Source organism: Acidobacteriaceae bacterium, assembly GCA_035944135.1.
Lineage (GTDB): Bacteria > Acidobacteriota > Terriglobia > Terriglobales > Acidobacteriaceae > Granulicella.
In genome coordinates this window covers 178,713-200,753 of record DASZBM010000004.1, presented here as the reverse complement: position 1 = coordinate 200,753, position 22,041 = coordinate 178,713, and the positions used below count along the sequence as shown (strand labels likewise).

21 protein-coding genes are annotated in these 22,041 nt (G+C 62.6%); 12 read left to right on the top strand and 9 right to left on the bottom strand.

All coding sequences use genetic code 11. From position 1 onward, the window contains the following. Window positions 1-1,056 precede the first annotated feature (1,056 nt). Both VGU25_10940 and VGU25_10935 read left to right on the top strand, forming a co-directional pair. Window positions 1,057-1,887 (top strand): hypothetical protein, encoded by an 831-nt coding sequence (locus VGU25_10940; protein ID HEV2577717.1) that lies wholly within the window; start codon window positions 1,057-1,059, stop codon window positions 1,885-1,887. Between the two features lie 85 nt (window positions 1,888-1,972). Beyond that, the gene (locus VGU25_10935; protein HEV2577716.1) at window positions 1,973-3,409 is read left to right on the top strand and encodes an MATE family efflux transporter; all 1,437 of its coding nucleotides are present in this window, start codon (window positions 1,973-1,975) and stop codon (window positions 3,407-3,409) included. 202 nt (window positions 3,410-3,611) lie between these two features. Here the strand turns inward: VGU25_10935 and VGU25_10930 are convergent, their stop codons facing one another. The 6 genes from VGU25_10930 to VGU25_10905 form a co-directional block, all read right to left on the bottom strand. Continuing rightward, the gene (locus tag VGU25_10930) at window positions 3,612-4,814 is read right to left on the bottom strand and encodes a carboxypeptidase-like regulatory domain-containing protein (protein HEV2577715.1); all 1,203 of its coding nucleotides are present in this window, start codon (window positions 4,812-4,814) and stop codon (window positions 3,612-3,614) included. Window positions 4,815-4,912: 98 nt separating this feature from the next. Next, window positions 4,913-6,175 (bottom strand): carboxypeptidase regulatory-like domain-containing protein, encoded by a 1,263-nt coding sequence (locus VGU25_10925; protein ID HEV2577714.1) that lies wholly within the window; start codon window positions 6,173-6,175, stop codon window positions 4,913-4,915. A 43-nt stretch (window positions 6,176-6,218) separates the two neighbouring features. Then, window positions 6,219-7,445 (bottom strand): tRNA guanosine(34) transglycosylase Tgt, encoded by a 1,227-nt coding sequence (locus VGU25_10920; GenBank protein ID HEV2577713.1) that lies wholly within the window; start codon window positions 7,443-7,445, stop codon window positions 6,219-6,221. 31 nt (window positions 7,446-7,476) lie between these two features. Then, entirely contained in the window at window positions 7,477-8,430 is a 954-nt protein-coding gene (locus tag VGU25_10915; GenBank protein ID HEV2577712.1) for a hypothetical protein, read from the bottom strand. Window positions 8,431-8,482: 52 nt separating this feature from the next. Next, window positions 8,483-8,872, bottom strand: a complete 390-nt coding sequence (locus VGU25_10910) for a hypothetical protein (protein HEV2577711.1) — start codon at window positions 8,870-8,872, stop codon at window positions 8,483-8,485. 32 nt (window positions 8,873-8,904) lie between these two features. Then, window positions 8,905-9,423 carry a sigma-70 family RNA polymerase sigma factor gene (locus tag VGU25_10905; protein HEV2577710.1) on the bottom strand — a complete coding sequence of 173 codons (519 nt, stop codon included), beginning with the start codon at window positions 9,421-9,423 and terminating at the stop codon, window positions 8,905-8,907. A 73-nt stretch (window positions 9,424-9,496) separates the two neighbouring features. Between VGU25_10905 and VGU25_10900 the strand changes: the two genes are divergently transcribed. The 6 genes from VGU25_10900 (at window position 9,497) to VGU25_10875 (ending at window position 14,631) form a co-directional block, all read left to right on the top strand. Then, window positions 9,497-10,153, top strand: a complete 657-nt coding sequence (locus VGU25_10900) for a methyltransferase domain-containing protein (GenBank protein HEV2577709.1) — start codon at window positions 9,497-9,499, stop codon at window positions 10,151-10,153. An 8-nt stretch (window positions 10,154-10,161) separates the two neighbouring features. Next, entirely contained in the window at window positions 10,162-11,112 is a 951-nt protein-coding gene (locus VGU25_10895; GenBank protein HEV2577708.1) for a HemK/PrmC family methyltransferase, read from the top strand. Between the two features lie 198 nt (window positions 11,113-11,310). Continuing rightward, window positions 11,311-12,120, top strand: a complete 810-nt coding sequence (locus VGU25_10890; protein HEV2577707.1) for a hypothetical protein — start codon at window positions 11,311-11,313, stop codon at window positions 12,118-12,120. Window positions 12,121-12,211: 91 nt separating this feature from the next. Beyond that, the gene (gene asnS, locus VGU25_10885; GenBank protein ID HEV2577706.1) at window positions 12,212-13,561 is read left to right on the top strand and encodes an asparagine--tRNA ligase; all 1,350 of its coding nucleotides are present in this window, start codon (window positions 12,212-12,214) and stop codon (window positions 13,559-13,561) included. 250 nt (window positions 13,562-13,811) lie between these two features. After that, window positions 13,812-14,024: a hypothetical protein gene (locus tag VGU25_10880; protein HEV2577705.1), complete on the top strand. Its 213-nt coding sequence runs from the start codon at window positions 13,812-13,814 to the stop codon at window positions 14,022-14,024. Further along, a complete protein-coding gene (locus tag VGU25_10875) occupies window positions 14,017-14,631 on the top strand; it encodes a PEP-CTERM sorting domain-containing protein (protein ID HEV2577704.1) in 615 nt (204 codons plus the stop codon). Before VGU25_10880 ends, VGU25_10875 begins: the two co-directional genes overlap by 8 nt. Before the next feature lie 341 nt (window positions 14,632-14,972). Here the strand turns inward: VGU25_10875 and VGU25_10870 are convergent, their stop codons facing one another. Together VGU25_10870 and VGU25_10865 are read right to left on the bottom strand one after the other, a co-directional pair. Continuing rightward, window positions 14,973-16,328, bottom strand: coding sequence for an MFS transporter (locus VGU25_10870; GenBank protein HEV2577703.1), 1,356 nt, complete (start codon window positions 16,326-16,328; stop codon window positions 14,973-14,975). A 72-nt stretch (window positions 16,329-16,400) separates the two neighbouring features. Continuing rightward, window positions 16,401-17,447 (bottom strand): Atu2307/SP_0267 family LLM class monooxygenase, encoded by a 1,047-nt coding sequence (locus VGU25_10865; protein HEV2577702.1) that lies wholly within the window; start codon window positions 17,445-17,447, stop codon window positions 16,401-16,403. A gap of 49 nt (window positions 17,448-17,496) precedes the next feature. Between VGU25_10865 and VGU25_10860 the strand changes: the two genes are divergently transcribed. Together VGU25_10860 and ychF are read left to right on the top strand one after the other, a co-directional pair. Beyond that, entirely contained in the window at window positions 17,497-18,048 is a 552-nt protein-coding gene (locus tag VGU25_10860; protein ID HEV2577701.1) for a MarR family winged helix-turn-helix transcriptional regulator, read from the top strand. Between the two features lie 56 nt (window positions 18,049-18,104). Further along, entirely contained in the window at window positions 18,105-19,202 is a 1,098-nt protein-coding gene (gene ychF, locus VGU25_10855; GenBank protein ID HEV2577700.1) for a redox-regulated ATPase YchF, read from the top strand. 25 nt (window positions 19,203-19,227) lie between these two features. On the opposite strand, the gene VGU25_10850 is transcribed toward ychF, so the two are convergent. Next, window positions 19,228-19,776: a hypothetical protein gene (locus VGU25_10850; GenBank protein HEV2577699.1), complete on the bottom strand. Its 549-nt coding sequence runs from the start codon at window positions 19,774-19,776 to the stop codon at window positions 19,228-19,230. A gap of 112 nt (window positions 19,777-19,888) precedes the next feature. Between VGU25_10850 and hslV the strand changes: the two genes are divergently transcribed. Both hslV and hslU read left to right on the top strand, forming a co-directional pair. After that, entirely contained in the window at window positions 19,889-20,434 is a 546-nt protein-coding gene (gene hslV, locus VGU25_10845; protein ID HEV2577698.1) for an ATP-dependent protease subunit HslV, read from the top strand. A 22-nt stretch (window positions 20,435-20,456) separates the two neighbouring features. After that, window positions 20,457-21,998 (top strand): ATP-dependent protease ATPase subunit HslU, encoded by a 1,542-nt coding sequence (gene hslU, locus VGU25_10840; protein ID HEV2577697.1) that lies wholly within the window; start codon window positions 20,457-20,459, stop codon window positions 21,996-21,998. The last annotated feature ends 43 nt before the right edge of the window (window positions 21,999-22,041 follow it).

Sequence of the window (22,041 nt, the reverse complement as noted above, 5' to 3'; positions counted from 1 at the left end):
AATCCGATCGCACCCGATCGCTCAACCCAGGACACGTCGGCCTTCCCGAGGCAACGTACACCTAAGCCTTAAGCATCTCCGCTGCGCAACCCCCTGTCAAGAAATCCCTTTTCTGTCGCAGTATCAGGCACTTGATCTGCTGCCCTTTTTCGCACTCACCCGGACGTCCGTCCGCGCCCTGAAGAAGGACACTCCGGTCGCTTCCCCCGCCAGCGCCCTCTCCGGAGCCCACTGAAATATCTCCGGAGCCTCAACCATGTCATCCCGTTTGCTGTCGTCGCTCTGCCCGGCGGCCCTTTTGCTTCTCGTCTCGCCGCCACGCCCGCACTGCACACCAGCTCCATCACCTACGACCTCACGCTCTCGCCCAGCTCAGGCTTCCCGAGCGGCACCGGCACACTCACCCTCGCCCCGGGCGCCCGCTTTCTCTTCCGCCACAAGCGCGCCGCCGACCTTTAGGCCGCTGCCACGCACCTGGGCCTCATCCGCCGCTCCTGAGCTCACCGAAGCATTCACGCGCTTCGGCCGCGAGGTCCTGGTCGGATACGTGACATTGCATAACACCGTAAATGCACGCGCATTTTTAGGTCGTTAAGTCGTGTATGCGACCCAAGGGACAGCCTGTCGTATTTGCACAGCACGACACTGAAGTCTAACTACTTTCCGATCTTGACCCGGATATTTTCCCTCAGTAGAGTGAGCGCCACTGAACGAACAAACTTCACCTCGCTGTGCCACTGCTGTACGTGTTCTTCGCTCGGTTTCAAGCCGCACAAATCGATCCACGGGAGAACTATGCACTCACCACGTTCCACGGCCCTTTTGTCTTCAGCCACCCTTGTCATTGCCTCGGCCCTGCTCCCGCACATTGCGGCGGCACAGAATGTCCCACAAACCGTCCAGCAGGATCAGGAACAGCAGCACTCAGCATGGCGCCACGCCATGCACCAGATGCCAGCTCCCCAGGCAGGCTGCTACCACGCATCCTTTCCGAGCACCGAATGGGAAAAGATAGAGTGCGCCGCGCCCCCGGCCTATCAATCCGCACGGCCAAACATGCGCACACAAGTAGCAGGTAACGGCTATGACTACGTAGCGCAGGCGCCGTCCGGCCACACCTTCAGCTCCGTGGTGGGCAGCTTCCCCACCGTGAGCAATGTCACTTCGGAGAAAGGTGCAAACGTTCCGTTCGGCAGTGGCTACAGCAATGGCATTACCGGCACCAATCAGTACACGCTGCAGGTCAACACCAACATCGTGAACACCGCCGCCTGCACCGGATATTCCGGTTGCTACGCGTGGCAGCAGTACGTCATCTCGACCGACACCCCGGTTTCGCTCACGAGCAACCAGCTCACGGGCAAGACCGAGGTGTTCATCGAGTACTGGCTGATCAACTACGGCGCCAGCACCAGCGCCTCCTGCCCGAGCGGCTTCCTTAACGCCGGTCCTGACAGCACAGGCGTGGATTGCGTGCAGAACACGCCCGCAACCGTTGTCTACAACGGGCAGCTTCCGGCGACCCAACTGGCCAGCCTGTCGCTTTCCGGCACCGCCGCGGCCGGCGGCACCGACAGGGCCACGGCGACCTATGACACCGAGGCTTACACAGCCAGCGTGGCAGACTCCTACACGGATATCTCCAGCAAGTGGACACAAGCCGAGTTCAACGTAGTCGGCAACGCCGGCGGCTCGCGCGCAGACTTCAACAAGGGCGCCTCGCTCACCGTGAAGGTCGCCGTAACCGACGGCTCGACCACGGCACCCACCTGCGTCTCGCCCTCCAGCTACGACGGCACGACAGGCGAAACCAACAACCTCACCCTCAAAACCTGCAGCGCCACCGGCGGCTCAACACCATACATCCAGTTCACGGAATCCGATTAGTCACCTCTCGATAGTTCTCTACTCAACCGGAAAGCGCCGAGATCATCTCGGCGCTTTCTCTATGCGCATCCGCTACCCTGTCTGAATGCGCGCAGCCGACATCCGCCAGGAGCTCCCGCCGCTCCTCCGCCTCGCCGCGCCGCTCATCGCCGGCGAGTTGGGCTGGATGTCGATGTCTGTTGTGGACACCAGCATGGTCGGCCGGCTGCCGCACTCCGCTGTGCCCATGGCCGCCGCGGCGCTCGCCCAGGTCATCTTCAACACCTTCGTCTTCGGCATCGGCGGCGTCCTTCTCGGCCTTGACACCCTCATCTCGCAAGCCTTCGGCGCGAAGGAGATCCACGCGGCTAATCGCTGGTTATTCCATGGAATCGTCCTCGCGCTTGCGCTTGGGCTCCTGCTGGTGGGAATCATCGCCTTCGGCCCCGCGGTCCTCAATCGCATGCCCGTCGACCGGAGGGTCCTCGCCCAGGCCGTTCCTGCGCTCTACGGCCTCAACTGGGGCGTCATTCCGCTGCTGCTCTACTTCACACTCCGCCGCTATCTGCAGGCCGCTCACCACGCAAAGCCCATCGCTTTCGCGCTCATCTCCGCCAATCTGATCAACTTCATCGGCGACTGGCTCCTCATCTATGGCCATCACTGGCAGTTCACGCTGGGTCCCCACTCGCACGTCACGAGCACCTACATCATCGCCATTCCGGCGTACCAGGTCGTCGGCTCCGCCTGGGCCACCAGCTTTGCCCGCCTCTATTTAATGGTTGTCCTCGCCGTCGCTATGCTGCTGGCTGACCGCCGCCATAAGTATGGCGTCGTTGCCGACATCCGCTCGCGCACCTCGCGCCGGATAGAGTTCCAGCACCTTCGCCAGCTCTTCCGACTCGGCGCTCCTGCCGGTGCCCAGATCTTCGTCGAGATCGCGGTCTTCGCGACCGTAACAGCACTCATCGCCACGCTCGGTCCGCTTCCGCTTGCCGGGCACGAGGTCGCGCTCCAGCTAGCCAGCACCACCTTCATGGTGCCGTACGCCATCTCCTCCGCGACCGCCGTCCGGGTCGGCCATGCGCTTGGGCGCGTCCGGACCGGGCACGCGCAGCCCGGTACCGCGTCGGCGGCTGGTTGGAGCGGAATCCTCGCCGGCGCCGCCTTCATGCTCTTCGCGGCCCTGACCTTCCTGACCATTCCTGGCAAACTCGCGCGCATCTTCACTCCCGACGCGTCGGTGATCGCCGCGGCCGTTCCATTGGTTCTCGTGGCTGCGGGGTTTCAGTTCTTCGACGGCATCCAGATCACCGTTACAGGCGCTCTGCGCGGAGCGGGCAACACCGTCGCGCCGTTCCTGACCCACTTGATTTGTTACTGGGTCGTCGGCCTTCCGCTCGGGATCCTGTTCTGCTTCCGCCAGCACCTCGGAGCTGCAGGCCTCTGGTTCGGGCTGATGATCGCCCTCATCGGGGCCGCGATCGTCCTGCTGGCCGTCTGGCGCCGCACCACAAGACAGCTTCTAGCCGCTAAATTCTAGGTGCGAGGGGTACCCCCTCCCCCCGTCACATTTTGCGCAAAATCTTCACAACATTGGAGTTAGGCTTGGACCTTCGCAACCGGTCGTACGCTAAATTATCCAGAATCAGCAACTTGCAAGATAAGGTGTCTGCAAAATCTTCAAAACAGATGAGTTATCCGCATCAGGAGCAGCACTTTTTTCGAGGGGCCGAGCATGGATTTTACTGACTGGACGCCGGGCTCAGCGTTACTCCGATTCCGCCTACATCCGAGTCCGTTACGGTCAGGCTCTCCTGAAACGGCGCATAGCTCGTCCCGGCGCTTTCACCCTGCGGCCGTCTCCCGAAGCTCTGCGATGCCACACTGCTGGCATTCGAGACCGCCAGCGTATAGGTTCCGGCCGGAACCCACTGCACCGCAAAGCTTCCATCCGGCTGAATCATCGCCATGCGCGAGAGGCTCGAGTCCTGAGTGTCGGTGAGCCGGACCACGCCGGCGGCGACATTGCCCTGGTCGGTTGAGCCAACATGGCCGGAAACGGTGTGCAGTGTGCTCAGATCCAGCACAAACTGCACATCATCGCGCTCCTCGCCGGATTTAAGCGTCACGACCTGCGCATCGCTGCGCCGCACCTTGCCGGGCGCATACATCACGATGGAGCTCACCCGCTGGACCGAGCCCTCCTCGGCCGAGGGCGTCATCATCGTCGCCCGAACCCAGTAACTCCCAGGCGCCAAGCCTGTAATCCTGAAGACGCCGCGATCATCACTGGTCTGGAATCCACCCAGGCCGCCGCCGAATCCGCCGCCAAGTTGCGAGACCACGCGTGTCAGATCGGTCGCCGGAGCGGTCGATTGCGCGGTCGACTGGACGCTCACGTTCACGCCGGCGGCGGGCGTTCCGTCATCCCACTGCATCTTGCCTTGAATGACGCCGCCACGATCCAGCGTGATGTTCGCCGTCCCACCACCACCCTCGGCCACATGAACCTGCGGCAGGCTGGCGAGCAGGTCCGCCGCGGTCGAACCGGAGCGCAGCCGGGCTGCCGTCTCGGCGACCGGCGAGGCATAGCCGGTGGCCGACGCCGTGACATAGTAGTCGCCCGGCTCGGCCATGACGGTGTAATTCCCATCCATATCTGTGCGCGCGGTTACGCGACGTCCGAAGCCGAAGCCGTATCCGCCACGGCCCTGGGTCTGGTTTGCCTGGTCAGTCCCGATCAGCGTCACGGTTGCAAAGCGTGCTGCGCGCTGTGTATCTGAGCATGTGACACGCCCTGTTACGGTGGCGAGCATGCGCTGCTGATTAGCCTGGGGCGCGCCGATCTGCAGCTGCACGCGCGGCCCCTGATCCTGGGCCTGGGACCCGCAACACACCAGCGCACACGCCGCCATCACAAACCCAACTCGCCCCGCCCACTTCATTGCCACAACGCTCCTTGCAGAATTCAACACAGGTCCTGTCAAAGAGACGTTCTACCAACGCGATGGGCTGCGTCAATTCCCCGTTCTGTCCGGCGCTGTTACTGGTTGCCGGTTTGGGTGTCGTTCTCCGAGCTCTTCGCAGGCGTCAGCTCGATGTTCTCGCCGGTGAGATCGTCACCCGCGACCATCACCTGCTGCTCGGCCTTTTGATAGCTGCGCACGGTCTTGAAACCGACGCTGGTGAAGATTCCGGCCTGGTCGGATTTTTTGGGCTCCTCGGGGACGGTGTCGGCCGCGCCCCTGACTTCCATGGTGTAGGTTCCCGACGGAACAAAGGGAACGGTGAAGCTGCCATCCGCAGCAAGCCCGGCGCTGCGCGTGAAGGTCTTCTCGGTGGTATCGGTCAGGATTACGACGCCGCGGTTCAATCCGTGGTGATCTTCGGCAGAGGTGACGCGTCCGCTGACGGTGTGTGTTGCGCCGAGGTCGAATGTGATGTCCTCATCGGTGCGTTCCTCGCCTGCGGAGACGGCGACCGGTTTGGCGTCCTTCTTGCGGAACCCGGCGGGTGCGTACACGATGAGCGGAGCAGTACCGAAGCTAGCTCCCTGATCGAAGCGTCCCCGCTGCATGACCATGCGGTGATTCGTCTGGAGCATTACCCGGATGGTGTATTCGCCAGGCGCGAGGCCGGAGATGCGATAGTGGCCACGGTCGTCCGTGTTGGCCATCGCCTCTCCGTTCATCAGGAACATGGTGAACTGCGGCGGGAGTTGCTTGTGCTCTCCAGTCTTCGGCTCAACCGAGACATTGGCCTGGTGCACACCACTGCCGTCGTCCCAGAGCACACGGCCCTCGATGGCTGCTCCGCGCATGACAGAGATCTCTGCGTTGACGGAGTGGTCTGCGGAGACGCTCACGGTGGGCACGCCGGTGACGCCCTTCGTGAGGTCCTCGCCCGCGTCGTACGCGGCCTGCAGGAGTTCGTGGGGCTGGATGTAGCCGCCGACGGATGCCATGACGAAGTAGTCGCCGGGGGCAAGATCTTCGGCCGCAAAGCTGCCATCGAGACCAGTTTCCGTCATTACGAACGTGGTGGAGCTCATGGCGTCGTTCATGGATTTGCGGAACGCTTCAATGGTCTTGGTATCTGTCCCATCGAGCTTGGGCATGGCGGTCACTGCAGGCGGAACGGCGAGGAGAGTGACCTGCGCGAAGCGTGCAGGTTTCTGCGTGTCCTGGCAGAAGACGTGGCCCGTCACTGTGCCTGTGCCGGGCTTCGAGGTCTGCGCCCATGTCACGCCACAGAGCGCCATCATCATCACGCACAGCCGCACACCGCGGATCATGGTCCTATGCATGCGAGCCAGTATCTGCCCGGCTCGGTTTGCGTGCAAATAGAATTCAGAACGCGCGATCGCCTGCGATGTCGGCTCGCACGCGTTCCATGGTTTCGAGATAGAAGGCAATGTTGTGGATTGAGTTGAGGGTTGCGCCGAGCGGTTCTCCGCTTGCGAAGAGGTGACGCAGATAGGCGCGTGAATAACGCGCGCAGACCGGGCACGCGCAGCCGGCGTCGATGGGGCCCTGATCGGCGGCGAGATCTTTGCGCTTGATGTTGAGGCGGAGGACTGCGCTGCGGCGGTCGGAAGGGTTTTCGCGGAGGAAGAGCAGGCCGTGGCGGCCGGCGCGCGTGGGGAGCACGCAGTCCATCATGTCGACGCCCATGCGCGCGTACTCTTCGATCTCGTCGGGGTAGCCGACGCCCATGACGTAGCGCGGCTTGTCTTTGGGCAGAAGATCGAGGCAGAGCGCGATCATCTCGCGGGTGACCTCGCGCGGCTCGCCGACGGCAAGGCCCCCAATGGCGTAGCCGGGGAAGTCCATTTCGACGAGCCGGGCTGCACTCTCGCGGCGCAGGTCCGGGTACATGCCGCCCTGCACGATTCCGAAGAGTGCCTGGTGCTTGTCGCTGAAATGGGTGGCGTCGTACTCGCGTTCGAAGGCGGTGGTCCGATTCCACATCTCTTCAAGATGTGGGGCACCCAGATCTGTGGCTGAGCGGCACCATGGGACTTCGTGACGATGCTCTTCCCAGTACTGCTTCGAGCGCGCGGCCCAGGCGTGCGTGAGGGCCATGGAGTCGCGCGTGCGCTCCCAGCTTGCGGGCGTCTCCACGCATTCGTCGAAGGCCATCATCACATCGGCGCCGAGCGCGATCTGTACTTCCATGGAGTGCTCGGGGGAGAAGAAGTGTTTCGAGCCATCGAGGTGCGAGCGGAACTCGACGCCATCGCTGGTGATCTTGCGGAGCTTGGCGAGGGAGAAGACCTGGAAGCCGCCGGAATCGGTGAGCATGGGCCGGCGCCAACTCATGAAGCGGTGCACGCCGCCGAGCGCGCGAATGAGCTCGTGGCCGGGGCGGAGATAAAGGTGGTAGGTGTTGGCGAGGATGATCTCCGCGCCGCGGCCGAGGAGCGTTTCCACGACATCCTGCGGGACGGCCTTGACGCTGGCGGCCGTGCCCACCGGCATGAACACCGGGGTTTGCACGACACCGTGCGGCAGCGTAAGTTCACCGCGACGTCCGCCATCTGCGCACGTCGCGCCCACCTCAAAAAGGAGCGACATCAGCTCCTCATTCTATTGCGTCGGCAGCGTTCTACTCCGGAGGTTGCGGGGGAGCGGGAGCCGGGGCGGCCTGCGGAGTTGGCGGTGCTGCGGGCGCCGTCAGATCCTTGTCCTTGTCCTTGTAGAAGTCCTTTTCGAAATCCTTCATCTGTTTATTCAGCTTCTCCATCTGCTCGGGATCCATGGGGCGGACCTTGAGCGTCTTGAGCTGGATCATCTGGTCATTGGCAAAGGGGGTCACGTTGAACGTATTCGGCTCCATGTTGAGGATCATTGGGAGGCCGTGCAGGCCGAATTGCATGTCCGCGAGTGCTTCGGGGTTGGTCATGGCCAGCATGGTCATCGGACCGAGCCCGGGCAGCATGGGGAAGAAGCCCAGGTCGCTGGAGCCAGGGCCGCCAGACTTGCGGATCGTGTGGATGAAGGTGAGCGACTTCGCCTCGACCTCGATGATCGCGGTCTCTCTCATGCCGTCGGTGCGGTGCTTGCTGCAAACGTCAGAGCCGGATCCGTTCTTGAGGTCGCGGACGTGGACGGAGCAGTGCCAGTCGCCGGTGTTGAGCTTGTTGCGGATCGCGTCGACGTCCGCCATGTTGTACATGCCGGGCTTGTCGTAGGTGTAGGTGCGGACGACGTTGAGGACCATGTTGTGCGCGCGGTGCTCGTCGCGGCCGTCGACAAGGTTCAACGAGTCCGGGTCCATGGTGATCTCGGTGATGTCGCTGGCGCCCTTGGCAAAGACCTCGGTGCCCGCGAAGAGATCGTCCTTGGGCAGCGGGGCCGCGCTCTGGGCGCCTTCGCCCTGTCCGACGCCGAGTCCCTCGCCGATGCCCTCGCCCGCGCCCAGTGCCACCACGCGGTAATGGCCGGTTGGCGGCTGCATGAGGTAGGTCTGGGCACCGGCCCACGCACATCCCGCAATCATTGCTGCCCAGACGAATCCACGCAGCCACGCAATCACTTTGCTTTGAATCATCTTTTTCATCTCGCCTCCTGCCCTTTCGTTGCTGCGCTGTGCGCAAAAAATTCAGATCGCGTTACTGTTCGAGCTCGATCCCCTGCCGTGCGAGCTCGGCCCTGGTGCGGGCCAGCGTCTCGTCGGTGATGCGTTCCGCGGTTTCAAACTGCTTCTGTGCTTCCACCCTGCGCTCGTGCTGCTCGTGAACGTGAGTGCCGACAAAAACTCCCATCGCGAGCACGGCGGCAATTGCTCCACCCATCCAAGTCCGCGTGAAAGAGCGGGGCATGGTGAAGATGCGTCCGCCGTTGGATAACTTGATCAGGCGGAAGCCGCCACCCGCGTGCACGCGCTTGCGCTCGGCCTCGTCGGCAAGTGCGAGGAATTTCGCGGTGGTCTCGGCGCGCACTTCGACGCGGCGCATGGAGCGAGCGAGCGCCTGCTCGAACTCGGTCATTTGATCGTTCATCTCGACTTTCTGTTCTCTGTCTTCAGGCCCGTTCATCGCACATACTCCTTCATGGTGATCTCCGCCTTGCGCCGCAGCAGCTTCAGCCCGCGCTGGAGATTGCTCTTGACTGTGGCCAGGGGCTGGCCAAGCAGCTTCGCAATGTCGTCCGGCGTCATGTCCTCCTGGTACCGCAATACGACTGCAACTCTCATCTGTTCCGGCAGGGAGCCGAGCAGCTCTTCGAGCCGGGCTTCGAGCACGGTCCCGAGGCCGGCTGCGCCATCGCCGTCACCGGGTGCCTCTTCGTTCCACTCCTCGGCGTGCGTTTCGGGACGGTGCGCCCGGCGCCGTAGCGCGTCGGTCGCCCGGTGCACCGTCACTTTGCGCAGCCAGAACCTCACGTGGTCCTCGCTGGACAGCCGTTCGGCCGACCGGAAGAGCTCAAGGAACACGTCCTGCGCGACCTCTTCGGCCGTGCCGTATTCCCCGGTGACCCTGAGGGCGAGCGAAAACACCATCCGCTGATGCCGCTCGACCACGCCCCGGAACTCCGCTGCTTCGGTCCGCATGCCTTCACCTGTCTATTACGTGCGGCTTGTCGCGGGAGGATGCAAAATCTTAGTAGCCATGAAATTAGTAGCCATGAGATTTCCCCTGCTTGCCGCCATCCTGGTCCTGACCACGCTGCCGCTTGGCGCCCAGACGACCGCGACCCCGCCGCCGCCAACCCACCCCACCAGCACACCGTACACCGGCGATCTGTCGGTCTTTGACGAGCCGGGACGGGATCAGAAGCTGCAGATCGACCGCGTTATGGATACGCTGAAGCTTCATCCGGGAGCGACGGTCGCGGATATCGGCGCGGGCGGCGGCTGGTTCTCGGTGCGGGCCGCGCGCCGGGTTTCGCCCGGAGGTACGGTGTTCGCGGAGGACATCAACCAGCATGCCGTGGACGCCATCCATAATCGTGCGGCGAAGGAAAACCTGCCCAACATCGCGGCGGTTCTGGGTACACCGGACGATCCGAAACTGCCGGCGAACTCGCTGGACGCGGCGCTGATGCTGAGGGTTTACCACGAGGTTGCGCACCCGCCGGTGCTGCTGGCGAACCTGCGCGGAGAGATGAAGTCGGGAGGGCTGTTCGGCGTGATCGACCACCCTGGGAACGGCGCAGACCACGGCATCAATGCAGACGTGGTGATCGCAGAGGTCCAGCGCGCGGGCTTCCACTTCGTGCGGCAGTATGACTTCACGAAGGGCGACCAGAACGACTATTTTCTGTTGTTCGAAAGGCCGTGAGGCTTGCGATGACACTCCGCGACGCCCTTCTCGAAGCCTCTGCATCCATCTCGCGAAGGGATGCCGAGACGCTGCTTGCTCATAGCGTGCGAAAGGATCGCGCGTGGGTGCTGGCCCATGCGGATGATGAACTGCCGCACGGCGAGCTCGAAGACTTTCGCGGGCTGACTGGCCGCCGCGCGGAGCAGGAACCGCTGCAACACCTTACCGGCACGCAGGAGTTCTTCGGCATCGAACTGCGGGTGACTACGGACGTTTTGATTCCCCGGCCCGAGACCGAACACCTTGTCGAAGCTGTGCTCGACTGGGCGCACCGGCAATCCGATGCCGATCCGGAGGCCGGCTCGCACCTGCGTATCGCGGATGTGGGCACGGGTTCCGGGGCGATTGCCATTGCGATTGCCTCGGTGCTCGAGCACGCCTCGGTGACAGCGATCGATATCTCGCCGGCTGCGCTGGCGGTGGCGCGGGACAACGCCGAGCGCGCCGGAGTGGCTGGTCGGATTCGGTTCATCGCGGGTGACCTGCTGGCGCCGCTGCTCGGAGAGCATGTTGCTCCAGACCCGCTGTTTACCGGTGATCCGCTCAACCCGCTGATTGTGGGGAGCGACCCGTTTGATCCTGTACTGGGCAGCGCACCGGCGCAGGAGACTGGTGAGCTCGACATTGTCGTTTCGAATCCGCCATACGTTGCGCTGGATGATGCCGCAACCCTGGCGCCGGAGGTGCGCGATCACGAGCCCGCGTTGGCGCTGTATGCGGGCCGCGACGGGCTTGCGATCTACCGCCGGCTTATCCCACAGGCTGCACATCTGCTGCGGCCGGGAGGGCTGCTCGCGATGGAGATCGGCTGGGGACAGCGCGACGCAGTCGCAGATCTGCTTGCAGGATGGGACTCTGTGCGATTCGTTGACGACTATGCGGGCATCGCGCGTGTTGCGCTCGCCATACGACGCTGAATTTTCGCGATATTGAAACCGCATCGTTTGCCGCTGGAAATCGCACTCTGGCACGACATGCTCTTTGCTTGACGCGCCCTGCTCGCGCGGCTAGTCTAGCCACCTTCTCATCATAGTTCCGGCACCGGTGGCGCTACGCGTCTTCCGGAACTCGGCCCTTCGAGCAATGCATATCAACGCAAGAAGGAGAGCCTACTCATGCCATCACAACGCACCGTCAGGATCGCCGTGTGCTCTGTTGCCACACTCGTTGCGATCTTCGCCACAACAGCCTGGAAACCCTCGCCGCACGTACGGGCACAGAGCTTCATCCCCGACATCCCGGATACTGAAGCACAGCTCATCCAAATCGGCTTCCAGATCGCTCCCGTGAAGCTCAATCTGATTAACAAGGACCCGGCGCTTGTCGGCTACGGCAGCTTCCTCGTCAACGCTGTTGCTGATTGCAACGGCTGCCACACCGGAGGCGTCCCTCCCAACCTTAACTACGCCGCCGGCCATAATCCTTACTTCGGTCAGAAGGCGAAGGTCGACCCCACCACGTACCTCGAGGGAGGAATGGACTTCGGCCCAGTTGCCGGGCCTTCGGCGACGTACGGCGACTACGTCGGCCCAGACATCATCGCCCGCAATCTGACCCCGGATAACACAGGCCGCCCCGAAGGTGGTCACACGCTTGCGCAGTTCAAGCAGATCATGAACACGGGCATCGACTTCGACCATCTCCACCCGACCTGCACCTCCCCCACGCCGACACCCACTCCGGCCAATTGCATTCCTCCGCCCGTCGACGGTGCGCTCCTGCAAGTGATGCCCTGGCCCGTTTTTCACAACATGACCGACCACCAACTCACGGCCATCTACGAATACTTGAGCGCGATTCCGTGCCTGTCACCAACCAACGACACGAATAACGTGCTTTACAACGACTGCGGTGGGCAGGCATCGGGACACGCCCCGACACCTGCTGACCACCACAGGAAGCAGGGGATCAACCCCGGGCTCTAACGAACGGCTTCAGAATGTGCGGCACAAGGGCAACCGGAGCGACTCGCCTGGTTGCCCTTTGTGCGGCAGGCCATCCCGTAAACTTAAATGCATGTCCGAAACTGCAGCGTCCGCTCCCATCGTCACCATTGCCAACCTTGGCGAGCACATCGGCCAATCGATCACACTCCGCGGCTGGCTCTATAACCTGCGCAGCTCCGGCAAGCTGCTATTCCCCACGTTCCGCGACGGCACGGGTACGGTGCAGGGCATCGTTCCGAAGGCAGCCGTACCGGAGCAGGTCTTCGAGACGCTGAAAGGCCTGACGCTCGAGTCGTCGCTCATCGTCTCGGGGACCGTGCGTGAGGACCAGCGCGCGCCTTCGGGCGTTGAGCTGGACGTGCAGGATGTCAGCGTGACGCAGCGGATTTCGGAAGAGACACCATATCCAATTTCGCGCAAAGAGCACGGCGTCGACTTCCTGATGGAACATCGTCACCTTTGGCTGCGCACGCCGAGACAGTCGGCCATCCTGCGCGTTCGTGCAGCGATCATGCGGGCCGCAGCGGAATATTTTGATATTAATGGATTCATCCGCACGGATCCGCCAATCCTGACGCCAAACGCTTGCGAAGGCACTTCAGACCTGTTCGAGATGAAGTACTTCGACGAGGAGATGGCGTACCTGACGCAGTCCGGACAGCTCTACGTGGAAGCGACAGCGCTGGCGCTGGGCAAGGTGTACTCGTTCGGGCCGACGTTCCGCGCGGAAAAATCGAAGACCCGCCGGCATTTGACAGAGTTCTGGATGATCGAGCCCGAAGTGGCCTACATGGACCTCGACGGATTGATGACGCTCGCGGAGGAATTCCTTACTCACATCGTCACGCGCGTGCTGGAAAACCATCGCGCGGACTTGCAGGTGATCGGCCGGGATGTGTCGAAGCTGGAAGCGATGGCCACGCCTGGTGAGTTTCCGAAGATGACTTACGACGAGGCGCACGCCATGCTCGAGCAGGCGTACAAGGACGGGAAGATTGAGAACCCGCACACCTACGGCGACGACTTTGGGTCGCCGGATGAGAGCTATATCTCCTCTCAGTTTGAAAAGCCGGTGATGGTGCACCGGTACCCGGCTGAGGTGAAAGCCTTCTACATGCAGCCCGACCCGAAGGACCCGACGAAGGCCTTGTGCGTGGACGTGCTTGCGCCCGAAGGGTACGGCGAGATTATCGGCGGCTCGCAGCGCATCGACGACTACGGCCTGCTCAAGTCGCGGATTGAGTCTCACGGCCTTCCGCTGGCTGCGTTCCAGTGGTATCTCGACCTGCGCCAGTACGGCAGCGTTCCGCACTCCGGGTTCGGCATGGGGATCGAGCGCTGCGTGGCGTGGATCTGCGGCCTGGAGCACGTCCGGGAAACCATTCCGTTTGCACGCACGCTCAACCGTATTTACCCGTAGCTCCAGATTTGGCGGTGCTGCCGGTTGATATAGCCAACAAATTCCCAGGCAACCAGACATGCGGCGGGTACTCATCTACGACACAACTTCAGCTGTTTGCACCGAATGCGGTGCGGTCTGGCGCACAAATGCCCTGATTTCAAGCATCGCGAACGGAGGGCCTGGGAACGGTCGTCTCTAGATGTATGCAAATTGTTGCACACTGCACCGACAACGCTTCCCTAAGCTGTTGATTTTATGGAAAGGGATCATGGCAGCCGATGTGCTCTCTCATGTGCAAGGCAAAGAAACAAGGCCACGTTCTACACAAACACCAGGCTCCCTGGCCGGGGAGGATGTTGGCTTCATCTGGTTGTTGAACTTTGAAGTTTTTGCTGGACAGGAGAGTAACGGAGACTATGAAAAACATACTGAAGGTTCTCGTACTTGGGGCTGCTGTGGCGGCTTCAGCAACCATGGCTAAGGCGGATCAGCTTTCGGGCACGCTTAACTTCGGACCGAGTGGAACTGGAGATTCCCAGTACACGCTCACCATGTCAGGCGACATCCTGACGGTCACTTTCAATAGCGGCACTCGCACGACCGGGGGCGGTAACCCCGTGATCGATAGCTATGCCGGCGAGACCAAGGCGAACACGACCCTGGGCAGTTTCAGCTTCAATACCGTCACCGGGGCAATGATTAGCGACAGCACTCCGGAATTTTCGGTGAAGGACACGACGCCCGCCAGCGACCCATATCTGGGAAGCACGCTCAGCTTCACGGCAGGCACGAGTCCCGTGATGTATGACTACAACGCGACCACCGGTTATCTCGACATCACGCTGACCGGTACGCTTTCCGATAATTACGATTCGGGCTACTTCAGCAACACACCCGGTAGTCTGTTCTTCAGCAGCCAGAACGTATTTTTCAATACCCCGGTCAGCGGTGGTGATACCAGCGGAACGGTCTCCTATTCCGGCACGCTTACCGCGTCGCCAGCTCCGGAGCCCGGCAGCCTTGCCCTTCTCGGCACAGGTTTGCTCGGATTCGCCGGCGTGGCTCGTCGCCGCATGTTCGGCAAGTAAAACCAGCCTGTTCCACAACGGGTCCCGGGCCCATTTATTCCACGTACGAAGCGCAGAACGAGGCACCCCAAAAGGGTGTCTCGTTTTTTGTCCCCCGCATTCGTGCTGAAACTAGAAACTTACGCTCAGAAACGTCGTCGGGCGCACTCGTCGCCGATGACATGAGCTACATCTTGGTGATCAACACGAACGCCACCAATTTCCAACCTGGAACGATCGGGCTAATCGACGACGGCGGCACAACGGAACCTGGTTTCATGCCGGCGGCGACTCCCGAACCCAGCAGCTTTGCGCTGCTCGGTACCAATCTCCGTCGACCTTCGGACGGGGGACAGACGCGCTCACAACGCCCCTGCGAGTTCCCTCGGTTCCACCGTCTGCAGGCTTATCGTCTGCGGATCCTTCACGCGCCCCATCAGCGCCGCCGCGACGAACAGGAACAACCCGCCTCCCACCACCGCGTAGAGCCGGTTGTTGTGAAGGAAGTGGATCATGATCCAGCCGAAGAAGAGGGACGTAAGGATCTCCGGCATAACGACGAAGAAGTTGAAGATCCCCATATAGACGCCGATGTGCTCCTCTGGCAGGCTGGCCGCGAGGATCGCGTAGGGCATGGAGAGTGTGCTCGCCCAGGCAATGCCTACACCGACCATGCTCAGCAGCAGGATGTATTGGTTGTGGATGAACCCAACCGTGGCAAGCCCCAGGGCGCCGCAGATCAGGCACACGATATGCGTCCGCACGCGCCCGGCACGAAGCGCAAGCCTGGGTAGCACGAACGAGAAGGCGAAGCACACCGCCGAATAAGCCGCGAAACAGACGCCGCCCCACTCCACACCGCGCGCGTATTCCGGCGTGCCGGGGCCGCTCGCGCCAAAGACGTTATGTGCCACAGCGACCGGGAAGTACAGCCACATGCAGAACAGCCCGAGCCACGTGCACAGCTGCACCGGGCCGAGTTTCCGCATCGCGTCCGGCATTACGCGAACTGCGTGGGCGATCTCTCTCGCGTTGTGCCCCAGCCCCCGGTACTCGCGCCTGGCACGCCGGAAGGCGTTCATGTCGTCTGGCGGGTACTCCTTCGTGGTGACGATCGTCCACAGGACGGCTCCGATGAAGGCCACGGCCCCAACGGTAAACGAGATCCGCACGGTCTCCGGAATTGTCCCCGGAGCCGTTGGGCCCACCTTGAGATGCCAGACGTTGTTGAGCAGCCACGGCATCGCGGATGCGACGACAGCACCTAATCCGATGAAGAGGCTCTGCATAGCGAAGCCGGCAGTCCGCTGGCCCTCAGGCAGCAGGTCGGCGACGAACGCGCGGAAGGGTTCCATGCTGATGTTGATCGATGCGTCGAGCACCCACAGCATCACGGCCGCCATCCAGAGCGCTGTCGCGTGCGGCATGAACAGCAGCATCGCCGAACTCAGGATTGCACCGGCGAGGAAGTATGGCCGCCGGCGTCCGAGCGGACCCCAGGTATGGTCGCTCGCATTGCCGATCAGCGGTTGCACGAGCAGACCGGTCAAAGGTGCGGCCAGCCACAGAATTGGGATCTGATCCGCGCGCGCTCCCAGGTACTCGTAGATGGCGCTCATGTTGGCCATCTGCAGGCCCCAGCCGAACTGGATCCCGAGAAAGCCGAAGCTCATGTTCCAGATCTGCCAGAAGCTTTTCCTGGGCTTGTAGGTGGTCACGGGTACAGCAGCCCTCCGGCGCGGAAGGGAAGCATACCATCCGCAAACCGCCCCGGGCGCTTACGCGACGACTCAGATCGTTGCGACCGCCGACTGCTCCTGCACGCGTGGGCTGACCTCGGTGCCGAGGAGTTCGATTGACCGCAACATCTTGTCGTGTGCCAGCGGACCACCGGACATCATCAGGCTGACCTGCGAGACGCCTCCGAGAGAATCGCTGATGTGCTGCATCTTCTTGGCCGCTGTCTCCGGCGAGCCGACGACGAAAGCTCCGGTCGGCCCGCGCTGAGCGTCAAAGGCGGCACGGGTCAGCGGCCCCCAGCCCCGCTCCTTTCCGATACGGCTGAAGGTGTGCGAGTAGGCGGGCCAGAGCTCGTCGGCGGCCTGCTGGTCGGTTTCGGCGACGTAGCCGATCGAGTGGACCGCGACATCGAGCGACTCGGGCGCGTAGCCGGCGCGGCGTCCAGACTGGCGATAGAGGTCGACCAGTGGGCGGAACCGGTGCGGCTCGCCGCCGATGATGGCGACGGTGAGCGGAAGGCCGAGCATGCCAGCGCGGACGAAAGAGTTCGGCGTTCCGCCGACTCCGAGGCGAATGGGAAGCACCGGCTGCACGGGCCGTGGCCACACACCCTGGCCGGTGAGCGACGGCCGGTGCTTGCCCTCCCAGTAGACCTTCACCTCGTCGCGCAGATGCAGCAGCAGGTCGAGTTTTTCGGCGAAGAGCTCATCGTAGTTTTTGAGGTCGTAGCCGAAGAGCGGGTAAGACTCGATGAACGAACCACGGCCGACGATGATCTCGGCACGGCCGTTGGATATGAGATCAAGCGTGGCGAAGTCCTGAAAGACACGGACTGGATCGTCGGAGCTGAGGACGGTGACTGCGCTGGTGAGGCGGATCTTCTCGGTGCGCGCTGCGGCCGCGGCCAGGAGTACGGCGGGCGAGCTGGCGATGTACTCCTCGCGGCGATGCTCGCCGATGCCAAAGCTGTTCAGGCCAACGCGGTCTGCAAGTTCGATCTCCTCCATGAGTTGCGCGACGCGCTCCTGGCCACGCTCACCGGCGGGGCGTCCGTCGGCCAGCATCTCGACGAAGCTATCAATCCCGATGCGTACCATTTTTAACTCCCGGATTATGTCTGTACCAATTATATTGATGTCAATGGGTATGCGAACGATTCAGAAGACCGTTGACGCAACGAAGCCTTCCAAGGCGCAGAAGCCGGCCAAGTCTGCTAACTCCAGGCAGTCGAAGGATGTACGCCCTGCGAAGGATCAGAAGGCGGACAAGGTTTCGGGCACGCAGCTCTGGCTGGTGCTGATCAAGGCGTACCACTCCCTGCTGGGCTTCACGGAGCACACTTTGAACGGCAGCGGGCTGGGAGAGTCGGAGTTCCGCATCCTGGAGGCGCTGCTGCATAAGGGACCGATGCCGGTTAATACGATCGGCCCGAAGGTCTTTCTGACGCCGGGGTCGATCTCCGTGGCCGTTGACCGGCTGCTGAAGCGTGGCCTGGTCACGCGCACGAATAGCTCTGAGGACCGGCGGGTGCGCGTCGTCGACCTGACGCCAGCGGGCCGGGACCTCATCGACAAAGTGTTCGCGGCGCATGCCCGCCAGGTGGACCGGCTGGCCGAGGTGCTGAGCCCGAAGGAGCGCCGCCAGATGGCGCGCGGGCTGAAGGCTTTCGGCAAAGCGGCGGCGCACAGGTCCTCCTGAGGAATGCGATTGCGCGCGCCATGTTCCAATAGAAGAGAAGGAAACATACCCGGAACATGGCTCTTAATTGTGGAATCGTAGGGCTGCCGAACGTCGGCAAGTCCACCATCTTCAACGCGCTCACGGCCGCCAAGGCCCAGGCCGCGAACTATCCGTTCTGCACGATCGATCCGAACGTCGGCATTGTGTCCGTGCCGGACGAGCGGCTGGATCGCATCGCTGCGATGTTCAAGCCGAAATCTCTTGTCCCGACGACGATGGAATTCATCGATATTGCCGGCCTGGTCGCCGGCGCGAGCAAGGGCGAAGGGCTCGGCAACCAGTTCCTCGGGCACATTCGGGCGACCGACGCGATCGTGCACGTGGTCCGCTGCTTCGACGATCCGGAGGTCGTGCACGTGGCAGGCGGTGTAAATCCGCTCTCGGATATTGACGTGATCAACACAGAGTTGATGCTCGCCGACCTGGATTCCGTAGAGAAGCGCTCGCAGCGGCTGGAGAAGCTGGCAAAAAATTCAACCGATCCGAAGATCAAGGCAGAGGTCGCGGGTGTGGCAAAGATCAAAGCGGCGCTCGAGGAAGGCAAGCCGGCGCGTACCGTCGAGCTCACTGACGACGAACGCGCCGCCACGCGTGATCTGCAGCTCATCACGGCCAAGCCGATGCTCTATGTAGCGAATGTCGATGATGCTTCGCTCGCCAGCGGCAACGCGTACACCGCCCAGGTGGAACAGCGCGCAGCGGAGGAGGGGTCGCAGGTGGTTCGCATCTGCGGCGCAATGGAAGCTGAGATTGCTCTGCTGGAGCCCGACGAGCGCGCGGAGTTTCTCGCCGACCTCGGGCTCACCGAGCCTGGATTAAACCGACTCATCCACGCGGGCTATCGGCTGCTGGACCTGATCACATACTTTACGGCCGGACCGGACGAGTGCCGTGCCTGGACAATTCGCCGTGGCACCAAAGCACCGGGCGCGGCCGGCGTCATCCACTCGGACTTTGAGCGGGGATTCATACGCGCCGAGGCCTACAACTGCGACGATCTCTTCCGGCTCGGCACCGAGCAGGCCGTGAAAGAAGCGGGGCTTCTGCGTTCGGAGGGCAAGGAGTACGTCGTCAAGGACGGCGACGTTCTCTTCTTCAAATTCAACGTTTAAGCGAGTTCAGGACGGTGGTTCCGGGTCAGCGCCAGGCCCGTTCCTGCCACAGCCCGCTCCAGGTTTCGGCAACGACGACGCTGTTACCCGGATTGCGCGGGTCGTAGCGCACCTGCAGCGGCTGGTCCAGCCGCCATCCGGTGACGCGTTCCGGCAGCTTCGAGACGTCCTGCGCGCAGTCATACGTCACGCCGGCGAGGCGGTAGCTGTAGATCAGCACCTCGGGGGCCGTCTCGTTGGTCTCTTCACCGGTCAGGGTTCGGGCGTCGATCAGCACACCGTCGGTGATGCGGCCGACGGTGGCCAGGCGGTCACGCCGCCGGCGCTCCAGCTCCTCGGCGGTCGGGCGACGCGAACGCGCCCACAGCCAGAGAGCGGTTCCGACCGCTGCCGCACCCACAACAACGCCGCCGGCGATACGGGGATCGACTCCGTGCAACAGGTGCGTCAGGTGCTGGGAAGAGGGCCTCACAGAAGATGTGATGAGCATAGCGCAAGCGGTGACCACAAGCGCCACGCCAGCGAGGGGTAGAGGAATCACTCGTGGTGCGGCGATATACTTCAGGTTGCTCATGACGGGACAAACTTCAGTTACAGAATTACGGCGCAAAAGGCGCTCCGGCAATCACCCAACCGGGTCGAGGGAAATCACACCCCCGCCGCTTGACCTTGGCGAGGGACGGCGGGTGCGCTCCACGACCGTGCTGTGCGTTCAGCGAGACGGCACAATGGTTATGGCCGCCGATGGGCAGGTGACGCTCGGCTCGACGGTGATGAAACAGACCGCGCGCAAGATCCGCCGTCTTTATAACGACAAGGTGCTCGCGGGCTTTGCAGGCTCCACGGCGGATGCCTTCGCGCTCTTCACGCGCTTCGAGGCCAAGCTGGAGCAGTACAGCGGGAACCTCGGGCGCTCGGCCGTCGAGCTCGCCAAGGATTGGCGGACGGACAAGCTGCTGCGCCAGCTCGAGGCGCTGCTCATCATTGCCGACGGGAAGCAGATATTCCTGCTCTCCGGCAACGGCGATGTGATCGAACCCGACCCGGTCGCCGACGGAATCATTGCGACGATTGGCTCCGGCGGCAGCTTCGCGCTGGCCGCGGCAACGGCGCTGCTCGAGAACACACAGCTCTCGGCGCGCGAGATCGTCGAGCGCAGCATGAAGATCGCGGCCGATATCTGCATCTACTCCAACCAGAGCATCGTGATCGAAGAGATCAAAGCAACTTAGCCCTTAGGACAGCAACGCATCGATGGCCATCTACCTCCCCGGCACCGCCGAAGACCAACCCCTCTCGCTTGATGAGCTGACGCCTCGCGAGATCGTCGCCGAGCTCGACAAGTACGTCGTCGGGCAGGCTGCGGCGAAACGCGCGGTCGCGATTGCGTTGCGGAACCGCACGCGCCGTCAGAAGCTATCACCCGAGCTCGCCGAAGAGATCATGCCGAAGAACATTCTCATGATCGGGTCTACGGGCGTGGGCAAGACAGAGATTGCGCGACGGCTGGCAAAGCTGACCAACTCGCCCTTCCTGAAGGTCGAGGCCTCCAAGTTCACTGAGGTCGGCTACGTGGGGCGCGACGTTGAGTCGATTGTGCGCGATCTCGTCGAGGTCGGGATCGACATGGTGCGCGAGGAAAAGCTTGAAGAGATTGAAGACCGCGCCGAGCTCGCCGCAGAGGACCGGCTCGTTGATCTGCTATTCCAGCAAAGCTCGGCAGCGCCTGCGCCGGAGGTGCAGGCTGCGTTTATCGCGGGGCAGGAAGGGATTGAGGACGCGCGCCCCGTGCTTGCACCCCCGCCGCAGAACGATGGCGACCGCAGCCGCGAGCGCGATCGTCTCCGGCAGCAGTTCCGGGAAGGCCGTCTCGACGACCGGCTCGTTGAGCTTGAAACACGTGACCGCAGCCAGCCGCAGATCGAGATCATGTCGAACCAGCCACCCGATGAGCTCGAAAACAGCGGTCTGCGTGACATGCTCTCCGGCCTGCTGTCGCAGCGCACGCGCAAGCGCCAACTCAAGGTGGCCGAGGCCTTCGATTACCTTGTGCAGGAAGAGGAGTCGCGCCTGCTCGACATGGACCAGGTCACGCGCGTGGCCGTGGAGCGCGTCGAAGACTCGGGGATCGTCTTCCTCGACGAAGTGGACAAGATCGCCGGGCGCGAGGGCGGACACGGGCCGGACATCAGCCGCGAAGGCGTGCAGCGCGACATCCTGCCGATCGTCGAAGGCACGACCGTGAACACAAAGTATGGCTTCGTCGCGACGGACCACATCCTGTTCATCGCCGCGGGCGCGTTTCACGTCTCCAAGCCCTCGGACCTCATCCCCGAATTGCAGGGACGCTTCCCTATCCGCGTGGAGCTGAAGCCGCTCACGGTTGAAGACTTTCTCCGGATTCTTACGGAGCCGCGTGCGTCGCTGGTGAAGCAGGCCATCGCGCTGCTCGAGACTGAAGGCCTGAAGCTGGAGTTCGCGCCCGAAGCTCTCGAAGAAATGGCCCACTTCGCCTTTCAGGTGAACGAGTCGACGGAGAACATCGGTGCGCGCCGTCTGCACACGATTATGGAGAAGGTGCTCGACGAGATCAGCTTCCACGCGCCCGACATCGTGAAGCCGCCGGCGGAAGCGAACGCGCACGACGGAGCGAAGCTGCCCGCCGTGCCACCGCTCCATGAGCGCACGACGGAAAAGGGCCACACGGAAAAGGTGCTCACTGTGACACGCGAATACGTGCAGCAGCAGGTCGCGAGCATCGTGAAGAATCAGGACCTCAGCCGTTACATCCTGTAGCGCGAAGTCTCGCGGACAGGCGCTGCAAGGTATTCTTAAGCAA

Bases quoted from the DNA above. Each gene is read 5' to 3' on its own strand.
- VGU25_10940 (HEV2577717.1), top strand. From the start codon at position 1,057: ATGCGCACACAAGTAGCAGGTAACGGCTATGACTACGTAGCGCAGGCG.
- VGU25_10935 (HEV2577716.1), top strand. From the start codon at position 1,973: ATGCGCGCAGCCGACATCCGCCAGGAGCTCCCGCCGCTCCTCCGCCTC.
- VGU25_10930 (HEV2577715.1), bottom strand. From the start codon at position 4,814: ATGAAGTGGGCGGGGCGAGTTGGGTTTGTGATGGCGGCGTGTGCGCTG.
- VGU25_10925 (HEV2577714.1), bottom strand. From the start codon at position 6,175: ATGCATAGGACCATGATCCGCGGTGTGCGGCTGTGCGTGATGATGATG.
- VGU25_10920 (HEV2577713.1), bottom strand. From the start codon at position 7,445: ATGTCGCTCCTTTTTGAGGTGGGCGCGACGTGCGCAGATGGCGGACGT.
- VGU25_10915 (HEV2577712.1), bottom strand. From the start codon at position 8,430: ATGAAAAAGATGATTCAAAGCAAAGTGATTGCGTGGCTGCGTGGATTC.
- VGU25_10910 (HEV2577711.1), bottom strand. From the start codon at position 8,872: ATGAACGATCAAATGACCGAGTTCGAGCAGGCGCTCGCTCGCTCCATG.
- VGU25_10905 (HEV2577710.1), bottom strand. From the start codon at position 9,423: ATGCGGACCGAAGCAGCGGAGTTCCGGGGCGTGGTCGAGCGGCATCAG.
- VGU25_10900 (HEV2577709.1), top strand. From the start codon at position 9,497: ATGAGATTTCCCCTGCTTGCCGCCATCCTGGTCCTGACCACGCTGCCG.
- VGU25_10895 (HEV2577708.1), top strand. From the start codon at position 10,162: ATGACACTCCGCGACGCCCTTCTCGAAGCCTCTGCATCCATCTCGCGA.
- VGU25_10890 (HEV2577707.1), top strand. From the start codon at position 11,311: ATGCCATCACAACGCACCGTCAGGATCGCCGTGTGCTCTGTTGCCACA.
- asnS (HEV2577706.1), top strand. From the start codon at position 12,212: ATGTCCGAAACTGCAGCGTCCGCTCCCATCGTCACCATTGCCAACCTT.
- VGU25_10880 (HEV2577705.1), top strand. From the start codon at position 13,812: ATGGCAGCCGATGTGCTCTCTCATGTGCAAGGCAAAGAAACAAGGCCA.
- VGU25_10875 (HEV2577704.1), top strand. From the start codon at position 14,017: ATGGCTAAGGCGGATCAGCTTTCGGGCACGCTTAACTTCGGACCGAGT.
- VGU25_10865 (HEV2577702.1), bottom strand. From the start codon at position 17,447: ATGGTACGCATCGGGATTGATAGCTTCGTCGAGATGCTGGCCGACGGA.
- VGU25_10860 (HEV2577701.1), top strand. From the start codon at position 17,497: ATGCGAACGATTCAGAAGACCGTTGACGCAACGAAGCCTTCCAAGGCG.
- ychF (HEV2577700.1), top strand. From the start codon at position 18,105: ATGGCTCTTAATTGTGGAATCGTAGGGCTGCCGAACGTCGGCAAGTCC.
- VGU25_10850 (HEV2577699.1), bottom strand. From the start codon at position 19,776: ATGAGCAACCTGAAGTATATCGCCGCACCACGAGTGATTCCTCTACCC.
- hslU (HEV2577697.1), top strand. From the start codon at position 20,457: ATGGCCATCTACCTCCCCGGCACCGCCGAAGACCAACCCCTCTCGCTT.